Genomic DNA, 12,119 nt, shown 5'->3' on the forward strand with positions numbered 1-12,119 from the left:
CTGCCACCAGACAAAACGTTTCAGATTGTAGGCGAGATGCCGGTGCCGATGTTGCCTTTGGCGTGGACGCGACCGGCCATGGTGCGGATGAACAGTCCCATGCGGTCCTTCTGCTCGGTGAAGGGTTGCTCGACACGGGCGCCGGTTCTGAAGCGTGTCCGCTTGCCGCGCTCGATATTCTTCGACATCAGGTGCTCTTAGCTCCTTGGGTTGCACGCGGCTGATGGAGCTTCGTCTATCAACCAATACGCCGTGTTCATCGGCAAACCGCAGACCCGTTGTCCCTTCATTCGATGCTCACCCGTGCCGGTCAAAATCGATTTGATAAAAACTTTGATTTAAGGACGAGCGCACGATAGGACACGAAGCCGAGCGAAGCGGAACGAAATTAGAGCCTATAAGTCATTGTTTAGGAACGGAAAGTTATTTCTCCCTGCGCCGAGAGACGGGAGTGATTTCAAACAGTTATTCAAACGATTGGCGGCCGCGGGTGCGGGTCGGCCGTTGGGCAAAGACGGGTTTCCTGCAGGCCCATGGACGCCCGAGCTTCTTGCAGAAGCGATTTCACAGATTGATTCCAACCGGGTTGGGGTCGATCTGCGAACGGTGCAGCTTTGGTTTCAAGAGAACGAGAAGGGAATTAGCACTGCCAACATTCGTTGGCTGGCGAGGATCTTTGGATGCGATGATCCGGAGGCAACCAGCGAATGGCAGATGGAGCTTAGTGCGGCGCAGTCGCGGTTATCGGCAAAGAGACGAGAATGGAAGATAGTCGGAGGCAGCGTAGCACAGGAGAGTTCGGATACGGCACTGACTGCAACCTTCGATGACGAGACAGAATCCCCGATAGATCTGACACGAGATACCGACGCCAAGAGGCCGGGGCGGCGTTTTAGCTTGGCGAGGAAATCGGAGGCGTTTTTTAGCCAGGGATCTCCCCTGAATTTACCGGCGTCGGTGTTTGCCGGCATGACCGCCCTCGGCTTTTTGTCGTACATCATGGGGATCCACAACGTCACCTTCGAGCGAGCGGACGGGCTGGTTAAGCAGGTTGGATTCCTTTGGGCCGCAAATTGGACACTAGACTTTATGGTATTCCTACCGCTGTTTTTCTTCTTCGTTATAGAGTTGCTGGTCTTCTGGAAAAGTGAGGGGCGCAGAAAGCTCGCAGCGCAGAGCGATCAGGTGGAAAGCGACGACGCCTGGTTGCGCAACGTTGACGCTTCCTCTTACACATATTGGTCTGTTTTTTTGATTTGCTTGCTGTTCGCGGGTCTTCTTCAATGGATCGGCGTGTCCTTGATCCCATTAATGAAGGGCGGTGGCAATTATGCCATGGATTGGGGAAAAATAGCTCTTGTGCGTCCTGAGGTCATATCTGTCCCCGAAACAATCGTTTTTACGGGTCTCGCTTACCTATACATGTGCATGGTGTTTTATCTTTTCTTCGCAGGTCTCATTTTGCTCTATGCGATTGTTCATGACCTTTGGAGAATTGGGGACGGATTGAAGAAGCTGCCGCATGTTGATCATCAGCAAGAGCTCAATGAAGCCGGCCTCACAGTGATGCGTGGGGTTTTTCGGTGTACTGTTTTGGGGGTTCTGGTCGCCATATGGATGAAGGTCCAGAGCTCTTATCTGGCATCCAGTGGTGAGAATATTGTGACGTGGTTGGTCGGCGATATGTCTTCAATGTTCCAAGGTCGCGACGATGTAAGCACCGGGTTCCGCTATCGTATGCCGACGCATTACAGCAGCCTCCTTATCGTTATTTCGACCTGTTTTGTATTTTTGTATGGCTCCATCCGATTGGGTGTCGGAGGTCGATTTCATGTGCCTTTGCGGAAGATGTCGGTGGCCGTGGCGTTACTTGTTGTCAGCTACTTGTTGATCGACGCGTTTGCCGGCTTTTCGACCCTTCTGGCCATTTCAGTGCTAATCGCACTATACGGCCTGTTCGATCCAGGATTAGGCCGCTGGCGAGCGAGCGAGTTAGGAAACAATCAGAGTGTTCCATAGTTGGCTCGATCGTTGGGACGAACGCCAGGCCCTTCGCGGAGAGGAAGGGAAGAAACCAACGGATTTCGTCCTTGACGCGGAACGCGCCTTTCCAAGTGCGAGGGAGACAACAAGTATCAAGGAATTTTGTGTCGTTGCGGACCAGGCCGTGGCGGACCCAACCTTTTTCGATGAGCCGAGTGTGAGCGATCAGGGTTTTGAAAGGCGAGATGGATGGCTCAAATTTCCGTCGGACGTTTCTACTGACATCGAAGACAATAATGTCGTCTGGGCGAAAATCACAGAATGCGGGTCGTTCGATCAGGCGATGGTGATTTTTCATCATTGGAATGCAAGCTCCCGAAATCGCCGGATTGCCAGCTTCTTCTCGAAGCGCGGCATCACGGTTGTCGAGATCGCGATGCCCTATCACTTCGAGCGTAGCCGACCCGGATCGCTGCACGCCGATTACATGCTTAGCGCCAACCTTGGTCGAACGATCCAATCCGTAAGGCAGGCGGTATGGGATGGGCGAAAACTCATACGTTGGTTGAAGCGCGAAGGCTATCGAGACATTTCGGTTCTCGGTATGAGCTTGGGTTCCTGGGTCGCTGGATTGATCGCAGCGCATGATCCGGCGGTGTCGAAAGCCTCGTTATTTCTGACGGCGGGGAGTCTGGCCGATATGGTTTGGACTGGTCGCGCGACACGCGCGATACGCGATAGCCTTGAGCCTAGGATTGATCTGACCGATCTCAGGCGGGTCTGGGGGACGCTTAACCTGGAGAACTACGCACATCGTCTAGCCCGGCCTGATCTCGATCTTCACGTTGTGTTGGCTAAGAGAGACAAAGTGGTGTTGCCAGATCTGTCGGAGAGGTTCATGCAGAGGCTGAAGAACGCCGGTGCTAGGCCAAATATTTTGGAATTAAACTGTGGTCACTATTCGCTCGCCATGCCGCCTTACATTTTGTTGGCGGGTTTGAGCTTGAAGCGGTTTCTTTCGTGTGGCGACAAGGCGGCCCGGCGGGCGTGAGTTTGGAGTTGGCCGTCAACTTACGCGGTTCCTCCACCACTCAAAGACGGGATCGAACCACGCCGATAGGCGTCAAATTGCTCTCGAGCCGATTTGGGAATGGTCTATCAGCAATCCAGCTCACCGGCTTCGCCGTCACCTTGGCGGGCGTTGCTATCGTGCAGAGATCGCGCTTTTCGCGAAACTCCTAAATTCGCCCAAAAATTGGGGCCACTGATTTTTGCGAAGGCTCCGGATGAACGGAATCGACCCCTGTGTCGCCGTTCGGAGTGCTTTCGCCGCCGCCCGAAACCTGCCGTTCGTTCAGTTCCGCCAAACGGCGGGGCCGGGGCCGGAAGCCGCTTGTCCGCTTTGGCGGCAGAAATTGCGATGAGCTGCCATTCTGCCAAACCTCCAGTGCATTGATGGAAAGATGTTCCGTGATGGAGAACACCTGTTTATATTCCCGCCTGTTAAACAGGGGCGAGGGTAGATGCAGGTCACAAACTGCGGCCGTGGCGTTCATTCGCGTGAGGTAAAAGGCCTTGAGCGGCTCAAAAAGGAGCTGCCGTCAAATTGGTATGCCTTCACGAATCTCGATCTGACGCTGGGTCTTGGGAAATCACGCGAGATCGACGTCATCATCGTCTCCGATCACCGCATATTCCTGGTCGACATCAAGGACTGGAACGGCAAGATCGAGAACAGGGACGGGCGCTGGTACAACAATGGCAGGGACTGCGGCCCTTCCCCGGTCCAGAAGATTGGCGACATCGGGCGCGAGGTTCTTGGCCCCCTGGCCAGCCACCTGAAAAGCAGGACTGAGACCCGCCGCGAGCCAGTGCCGTTCATCGTTGGTCTTGTCGTACTCACGGGACTAGCGACCAACGCCCATCTCGATGGCCTGGAGAAAGAAAAAGTTCTTGCCGTTGATGACTTTATCAAGCTCGCAACGAATACGCGCAAGCTAGGCGAGGCCTTCGGCGACCCTCTCGCCACATTCCTCCACAGGCCGCTCACAGACGGTTTTTGGAAGGATAAGCTAAGCAGGTTCTTTAACGTTGGTCCCAATTCACCGTTCAAACCTGGGCGGCGTCGATTCCAGAGGTATCTTGCCGAGGATATTTTCAGCTACGCACATCCCAGTGACATCTACCGGGAATATGAAGCGACGGACGAGGGCAACAAGAACAATCTCGGAATCTTGAGATTGTGGGACTTCACCAAGTGCAACGATGGCCGCTTCCAGACGGAGGAGGGCCGGCTGGAAATCGCCGGGCGCGAGCAGCAGGTTTACCACTGGCTCCGCGACCGGGATCAGGAGCTTGAGCGAACTCTTCTCACGCCGCGGCTGGATGATCCCGACCGTGGAGTCAACTACTGGGAAATTTACGATCGCAGGCGCCGCATGCGACGCCTCAATGACTTTTCCATCAGTGAGGCTTCCACGACTCTTCCCGGTCAGAAGATCGAGCTGGCGCGACAGATCGTATCGTCCGTTGCGGCGCTGCATCGTCAGAATGCGTCACATCTTGATATCGGCGGCCACAGCATCTGGCTGGAGCTGCCAACATCGGTCAGGCTGTCTCATTTGCTGGCGGCGCGTATTCCGGAAGGAAAATCCCTCGGGCCTTCCCGTTATCAATTTCTTTCTGGAGTTACGGTGCCTGAGGACGTGCTGGGAGTGGATGGCGGTCCGAAGCGCCGGGACGTCTTTCTGCTTGGCGTCACGGTGCACAAACTGCTTTTCGGTCAACTGCCATCAGGCGAGCCGGCGGAATGGAAGGCCACAGTTGATGGCGCAAACGAGTATGCCGCACTCCATGACTGGTTCGCGGAGGCTCTGGAAATCAGCCCTGATCAGAGATTCGGGGACGCGGCCATTGCCCTCGAATCTTTCAACCGTGCAACAGCGTCGAGGCCAACACCTGACGAAATAATCGCGGGGCTCGAATCGTTCAGAACGACGATCCGCTCACAACGCCAGTTATTCACGACTTTCCCCGTTGAAGGGGAGATGATCATTGAAAGCGACCGTATGGACGCATGGCGCAGTGCCGAGGATGACATCCCGGTCCTGGTCAAGCAGTGGAAACAGTCGGCTTGGGGCGACGTTCAGAAGGAGGGAGGAAGCCTTCTTTCCTTCCTTCGCAGGGCTGCCGACATGAAGGCCGACAAACCGACAGGGATTGCTCCTGTCCGCAGCGTGTACTGGCTGGGTGACAGTCTTGTTCTTGTCCAAGCGTGGATCGAGGGCGCTGCCCTAGATACCGTTCTCGCCAATGAGCATGAGTTTAGCGACGCCGCCAAAGCCCTATCTTTGTGTAGCAACCTCGTCTCCATCATGGATGCCCTGCACGATCAAGGAATCGGGCACGGTGATTTGAAACCGGCCAACATAGTGGTCAGTGCGGAAGGTCAACCGACCCTCATCGATGTGCTCGACTATTCGCCGCGTGTCGACGGCGAAGTCGTAAGTTCCGCCTACGCGCCCGATAGCGGGAACCGCATGGAGCGCGACCGGTTCGCACTTACAAAAATCACCGAAGAAATCTTGGCCGCGTCTGATCTTGATCCCGCGGACGGGGCCGACATTGCCTCCGCGATCAGGGACTGCCGCGAGAAACCGCCCGCACTAACCACCCTCCTTCCGTTACAAGAATCATTGGCTAAGACAATCGAACGGCTTCAGTCGAAGGGTCAAAAGGAAGCAATCGACGACAAAGCAATTTCGGTCTCCCTCGCGGGCCAGCAGACAGGCCCGATCGATTCTGACGAAGGCTTCCTCTTTCTTCGCGTCCGTCGTCACCCTCATCGTGGCTATCTGGCCCTCCACATTCGCGGGGCCTTCGAAGAACTCGAAGTTCGTCTCGACCAAGGGGGGCGAGCAACCGTTGCAACGAGGCGCAAGCTTGAACAGTGGCTTCTTGCCCTTGCGGCCAAACAGGAATTCCACAGGATCGGAGAAACCCTGAACGTCACGAGGTCTGATGTCACGGACCTATCGGCGCTCGAACCCATCTTGAATGATCCCTTGGTCAAGGCGAGGATCGAAAAAGAAATATCCGGGGCTGCTTCGCCAGCCGCCTCCGAGACACCGGAAAGCGCCGATCTCGTGCCGCAAGAGGACGAGGCCGAAGACGCCCTTGCCGAAGAGATCGCCGAAAGCGATATACCGACCACCGATGTCGACGTGCCGGAGCTGTGGCGTGTGCTTATGGAGGTTGAGAATGAACTCACCACCGAAGGCGTCGCCCAGCTTGATAGCGCCTACGATCGCGGCATTGGCCGCCACAAGGTCGTCATGGAGCTGGAAAGCGGTGAGTTCGACTTCTCCCGCAATGATACCGTGGGCGTTCAGAAGCAGGATAAGAAAGGAATCTGGCGGCGCATCGGTGATCTCGATCTGAACCGGTCGAAGCCAGACCTTGCTGTCATCGACGCACAGGGCGGATGGTCCTTCGGCTCACGGCTCGTTGAAGCTGGACAGCGCCTGCGCTTTCTCAGTCACTTCGAGGGCACCAGCCTCAAGCGGCGGACCGACGCCGTTGGCCGCATTCTGGCTGGCAACGGTCGCGCCACCGGCCTGTTGTCGGTCTTTGATACGCGCTCCGATGCGGCCCCGGACATGGCGGGGCAGCAAGCGAGCGACGAGGCATTGGCGCTGTACGGCCTCAATGACGACCAAACGCAAGCCTTTCGAAAAATCATCAATACCCGGCCGGTGGGGCTTCTCCAGGGGCCGCCCGGGACAGGAAAAACGAAGTTCATTGCCGCTCTTGCCCACTATGCGATTACCAAAGGGCTCGTTCGGAACGTCCTCCTGTCCAGTCAGTCGCATGAGGCGGTAAACAATGCGGCAGAATCGGTCCTGGCTCTATTCCGCAAGACCGGAGAGTTACCTAGTCTGCTCCGCGTCGGCATGGATGATGGACAAGTTTCCCCACCCCTACGCCCTTATCACACCTCCCGCGTCGAGCAGTCCTACAAGGATCGCTTCGGCGCCACATTCGGCGAGCGCATGGCCGTGGTGGGTAAGACTTTGGGAGTTCCGCCCGACATCATTTCGCAAGTCGTTGTTCTCGAAACAACGGTAAGGCCCGTCGTCCAAAAAATCTACGAGCTGAACCGCGATGCTGAAGCGCAGGTGCAGCGGATCAACGGTCTAAAGGATACGCTTCAACAGCACTTGTCGCTGCTCGATATCGAGATTTCGCTGCCAGAATCCGGCTTCGAGGATGATTGGCGCGATTTTATGGACGAAGCGGCCGCCGCCATAGCACGACGCGCGGCGCGGCAACATGCAGTCGGTGCGGATAGGATCAACCGTTTGAGATCCATAGCGGGACTGGGCCGGGATTTTATCGGCAGTGTGTCTCGCGCCGAGCGGAGTTTCGATACGTTCCTCGCCGGCACACGCCAGATCGTTGTCGGAACATGCGTGGGACTCGGTCGATCATCGCTGGGCTTAACGGCCACCGCTTTTGACCTGGTGATTGTCGACGAAGCCGCCCGCTGTACGTCCGGCGAACTGCTGGTCCCGCTACAGGCTGCGCGCTGGGCCGTCTTGGTCGGCGACCATGCGCAGCTACAGCCGCAACATAAGCCCGAGGTCATCAATCTCGTCGCGGAACGCACGTCAATTGCGAAAAAGGAAATCAAGCGAAGCGATTTCGAGCGCACGTTCAAGACGGGTTACGGCCTCGCCGCCGGCTCGCGGCTGAAAACCCAGTACCGGATGCTTTCTCCCATAGGTCAGCTCGTGTCCGAGGTATTTTACCCCGACCTCACGCTGCTCGCCGGTCGCACGGGACCTGTTGTCGATCCCCAGGTATTGCCTGATGACCTGAAGTATCCGCTGACATGGGTTGAGACCGATGGTCTAGGCCCGATGGGCTACGAGCGGAGAGAAGCCAAGAGCAAGATCAATCCGGCAGAGGCCGATGCGGTCGTCCATTTGCTTGACCGGTGGTACGCGGATGACAGGTTTCGCGAATGGCTGCTTACCCAGCAGGACCACCCGGTCGGCATCGGCGTGATCTGTATGTACGCTGCGCAGCGCAATCTAATCGAACGAAAGCTGAGACAGTCCGCGTTGGCTTCTCTGTTAGAGAAGAACGTGAAGGTCGGTACGGTCGACAGCTATCAAGGGAAAGAAAATCCCATCGTCATTCTGTCGCTTGTCCGCAACAACGAGTTGGGCGGAATCGAATCTGGCGTCAAAACCATAAAGGATGGCTTTCTCGTTACACCAAACCGCATCAATGTCGCTGTGAGCCGCGCGATGGACAGACTTGTGATCGTTGGGTCGCGCCATAGATGGAAGGCCAACAGACCCATGGGGCAATTATCGGCAGGCTTTGGACGACGTACGGACGAAAGCGTTGCTTCGGTCATCGCCGCGGAGGATTTGCTGGAAGCTCGGGCAGACAGAGAAACGGAAAACTCATCCCAGAGCAGCTCAATGAAAAAGCGAGGCGCCCATGGGAAAGCTTAGTCGGCCGCTGTTGCGACTAAAGGGCCACGAACTAGTGCCGCCGGAGGAAGATCGCCGCGTTGACCTCGACATTTTCGATGTGCTGTTACCCTGCCGCATTTACGAGGTCAGTTACAAGGTGGCCTCATTGGGGCAGGTAAGCCCGACACTTGAGTTCTTGCTGCGCCTCGTCAAAGCGGCCCCTGGGATCGCTGACGAAGAGGCAGCCGCCTTCTTCGGCTACAGCCAGACCGAAATGGCGTATGTTCTGGAGGAGGCCATTGGTCCGGGATATCTGGAGCGCAGGGCCGGAAAGCTCTGGTTGACGATTTCAGGTGAAGGCCTTTTCAAGGCAGACGACGAACAGCCGTCCATCTACACCGTCGAGGCACGACGCCGTTCGTTCGGTTTCGACCTCATGGCGATAGCTCCCCAGGTCAAACGCTTCCTTGATGAGCTTGAGCGGCTTCTGCCCGAGCTGCCCTCAGAAGACCCGGCTGGCACAGGCCGAGTAGCGGAGCGCGTCCCGGCTCGTTTCAAGCAATTCTTCAGGGAACTCGCAGATCAAGCGGATCGCGGCAAGACCGAGCGCCGTGACATCTATTCGATCGATCCGGTGGTTACGCCGGGCGAAAGATACCAGATGCCTCTTCGCTTCGTGACGTTCGCCCAAGCATCCAATCCCAGTGCCGCTGATATCGACTTGTCTCCGTGGAGGATGGATCACGAGATCGCTGACCGACCTGAGATCGAGCGCGCCGTAGCTCTGTTTGTGAATGATCAACAGACGTCAGCCGCTCACCTCGACGCTGCCGCCGGGTATCAAACGCTGATCGATATGGCCCCGGAGTTTCTGAAAGAGTTTACGACTCGGAATGGTCTTTCCGAAATCCGTTACTGGAGGGAAGCGGTCAGCCGTGCAGGTGAACCCAGAACCGACCGAAAGACCATTCCTATCGTAGGCTCGTTACTTTTGCCGGGCAACATCGAGCGCGTGCAGGCGGTGCTCGACTACGGTCTGCGCAACGTAACGGAAGCGCCGGTCAACATATACGCGGTCGCGCCGCAGACCCGCAGGTGGGGAGCCACGACCCAGCAGCGAGACCTTCTGACGTTGATACAGGAGAAGACCGCGCGTACTTTGCCCGGTGAAAAGCCGGATATGAAATCCGTCTGCCTCTATGCATGGGATAAGCCTGCACAGTACACAGCAAAAACGTTCGATGAAATTCAGGTTGTCCGTGTCGGGGACTTCCCGAAATCACTAGAGCTCTTGCTGGTGCCCGGAGTCATGGTGGCGGGGATCGTTCACGCTCCGCTCGGTGCATCCACCGGCAATCCAGTGCCGCTCGGACTGGCCTCCTTTGACCCGCTAGTCATCGACCGGGCGTATGCCTACTTTCTGGAACGCTATCAGTTTTATCAAAGCAAAAGCAGTCCCGACTAACACCTAAGAAGCTTCAATACTTGGGATTTTGACGCCTCCCAACCTCGTTCCAGCACCAGAAAAGACATGTTGGCCGCCTAGATCGGCGCAAGGGCGGCGACTATGTCCGCTTTTGGTGGAGGGACGCCGATGTGCGAATGACCACCTTGAGGGCGCGTTGCTGACGAAGCGCAGCGACCACCTGAATGGCCGCTTTCCCAACTCCGCCGCCCAGAAGCGGTCGGGCAGAAATCCACCCCTTTGCGGCCGGTCCGTCAGGCGAGGGCAAATTCGTTTGCCGAAATGGTCAGATAGCTGACGCAGGCGGAAACTATGGCATTTCCAATAAGATGCGCCTTGTCCGTATAACGACGATGGCGGAACGCTCGTTCGTCTCATTAAGCAGCATTGCCAGTAAAACCTCTGATCCGTCCATCAGCTCCGATAAGCGCCGGGGAAGGTGACGTCCTGGTCGACGAGGACGTTGAATTTGTATCCTGGGCGCATCTCCAGTGTCGGTTGAACGTCGAGATTCTTGTTGATCGTGCGTTCGGCGACGCGGCCGAACGTCTCCGCGAAATTCCTCCTCGCGGCGTCGGACGCCGTGTCCTGGGTGGCGAGCGTCGAGCTCTCCGGCAACGCCATGTCCATGCCCGTACCGATAATGGCGAGCAGAATCGCCGAGCCGAAGGTCTTCAAATAGTGGTTGTCGACCTTGTCCTTGAAGCCCCCGTAACCCTTGGCGTCGGTGCCGGCCATCCCGCCGATCTGAAGGGTGGAGCCGTTCGGGAAAATGATGTCGGTCCAGACCACCAACACCTTGGACTGGCCGAACGAGACTTTGCTGTCGTAACGGCCGAACAGCTTGGTACCCTGCGGGATCAAAAGCCGGTGGCCGGTGGCGCTGTCGTAGACATTCTGGCTGACCTGCGCGGTGATGCGACCGGGAAGATCGGAGTTGATGCCGGTGATCAGCGTCGCTGGGATCACCGATCCGCGCTTCAGCTCGTAGAGCGACTGCTGCGGGACGACCCGGTTCGGGAGATAGCCAAGCTCCTTGATGTCGGCGTTGAAGAAATCCTCCTTGGTACGCTGGGCGTTTGGATCGAGATGCTGCCTACCCAGTCCGGCCTGCAGCGCCGCTGCGTAAAGGTCGGCGGCCGAGCCGGCCTGGCCCATTCCGGAGGCACTACCTTTGGCACCCGGATCGCTTCCTGCATCTGTCTGCCCCTGAAGCTTGCCGGTGCTCACCGCGACCGGTGAATCATAAGCAGCATCGTTTGCCTGCAGACGGGCCATGCGCTGGCGGTGGCGTTCGCGCAGATACTGCTCCTCGGCTTCGCGCTCCAGACGTGCCCTCCAGATCGCCTCCGGCTCAAACTGCGGTTCCTGTCGCTCGACAGTTTCGCGCGCCGCCGGCTGCGGCGTGAACGGATTGACGCTTTCCTCGCGTTGCACGGGCGTCGGCTGAAAGACCGGAGTCTCGGCCGGTTCGCCGATGATGCCGTCGGAGACGCCACGTTTTAGCTGATCGGCATAGGTTGAGGCGGGGTTGCCGGAACTCTCTCCGATTCCGGGATCGCCCCTAAAATATAACCCCCGAGAAGACAGCCCGTACATAATGACGGCAAGGAAGGTGATGACGAGGCCGATCGCGATGATGATCGGCAGCCGGTTCACCCTGCGGATCTTCGGCTCCGCACCCGCGGGTGCGCCGCCGAGCTTGAGGGACTGCACCATGTTCCCCTCCCCTATCCGCGCCGCATGATGGAAAGCGGGCTCACCGGCACGGCGCCGGCGGCGGTCGCGTCATAGGCGCGGCCGAGATCGATCGTATTCGTCGAGAGGCGCACCAGGACCTGCCCCTCGAAACTGTCTATGACATAGGCGAGTGGAATCAGCTTCTCCTTGTCGGTCTTCTGGTCGCTCACCACTGCGTAGCCTCCGACCTTGAGCGAGGCCTCGAGCACGCTCCCGAACGGCGAACCGTCCGGCTTCAACAGGATCGTGCCGGTTCTGGGCCCGACTTGCTCTGCAAGGCGGCTCACCATGTCGCCGGCGATGGCGCTGGCGGCAGGACCGGAAAGCTCCTGCGGCGCGGAGCTCGCGACCAGGCCGTCCGTACCGAGGGACTGACAGCCGGCAAGCAATGCGGCGACAGCGGCGATACCCACAAGCCGGGAAAGGGAACTGTAGGTCTGCAT

The 12,119-nt window shown here is 57.6% G+C and carries 7 protein-coding genes; 4 read left to right on the forward strand and 3 right to left on the reverse strand.

Going from position 1 to position 12,119, the window contains the following annotated elements; translation table 11 throughout:
• Window positions 1-20: 20 nt before the first annotated feature.
• A complete protein-coding gene (locus ACSQ3E_RS29020) occupies window positions 21-188 on the reverse strand; it encodes a hypothetical protein (protein ID WP_263008357.1) in 168 nt (55 codons plus the stop codon).
• Window positions 189-405: 217 nt separating this feature from the next.
• Here ACSQ3E_RS29020 and ACSQ3E_RS29025 point away from each other — a divergent pair, with 217 nt between their 5' ends.
• The 4 genes from ACSQ3E_RS29025 to ACSQ3E_RS29040 all read left to right on the forward strand — a co-directional run bounded on the left by ACSQ3E_RS29025 (window position 406) and on the right by ACSQ3E_RS29040 (window position 9,936).
• The gene (locus ACSQ3E_RS29025; protein ID WP_263008358.1) at window positions 406-2,019 is read left to right on the forward strand and encodes an RcgA family putative transporter; all 1,614 of its coding nucleotides are present in this window, start codon (window positions 406-408) and stop codon (window positions 2,017-2,019) included.
• The gene (locus ACSQ3E_RS29030; RefSeq protein WP_263008359.1) at window positions 2,009-3,034 is read left to right on the forward strand and encodes an alpha/beta hydrolase family protein; all 1,026 of its coding nucleotides are present in this window, start codon (window positions 2,009-2,011) and stop codon (window positions 3,032-3,034) included. Before ACSQ3E_RS29025 ends, ACSQ3E_RS29030 begins: the two co-directional genes overlap by 11 nt.
• A 472-nt stretch (window positions 3,035-3,506) precedes the next feature.
• Window positions 3,507-8,510 (forward strand): AAA domain-containing protein, encoded by a 5,004-nt coding sequence (locus ACSQ3E_RS29035; protein WP_263008360.1) that lies wholly within the window; start codon window positions 3,507-3,509, stop codon window positions 8,508-8,510.
• On the forward strand, window positions 8,497-9,936 hold the full coding sequence (locus tag ACSQ3E_RS29040) for a hypothetical protein (RefSeq protein WP_263008361.1): 1,440 nt from the start codon (window positions 8,497-8,499) through the stop codon (window positions 9,934-9,936). The genes ACSQ3E_RS29035 and ACSQ3E_RS29040 overlap by 14 nt, the downstream gene beginning before the upstream one ends.
• Window positions 9,937-10,350: 414 nt before the next feature.
• On the opposite strand, the gene trbI is transcribed toward ACSQ3E_RS29040, so the two are convergent.
• Together trbI and trbH are read right to left on the reverse strand one after the other, a co-directional pair.
• Window positions 10,351-11,655 (reverse strand): IncP-type conjugal transfer protein TrbI, encoded by a 1,305-nt coding sequence (gene trbI / locus ACSQ3E_RS29045; protein ID WP_263008362.1) that lies wholly within the window; start codon window positions 11,653-11,655, stop codon window positions 10,351-10,353.
• Between the two features lie 11 nt (window positions 11,656-11,666).
• Window positions 11,667-12,119: a conjugal transfer protein TrbH gene (gene trbH / locus ACSQ3E_RS29050; protein WP_263008363.1), complete on the reverse strand. Its 453-nt coding sequence runs from the start codon at window positions 12,117-12,119 to the stop codon at window positions 11,667-11,669.

This window comes from Aminobacter sp. LjRoot7, from assembly GCF_964252895.1.
Classification (GTDB): domain Bacteria; phylum Pseudomonadota; class Alphaproteobacteria; order Rhizobiales; family Rhizobiaceae; genus Aminobacter; species Aminobacter aminovorans_B.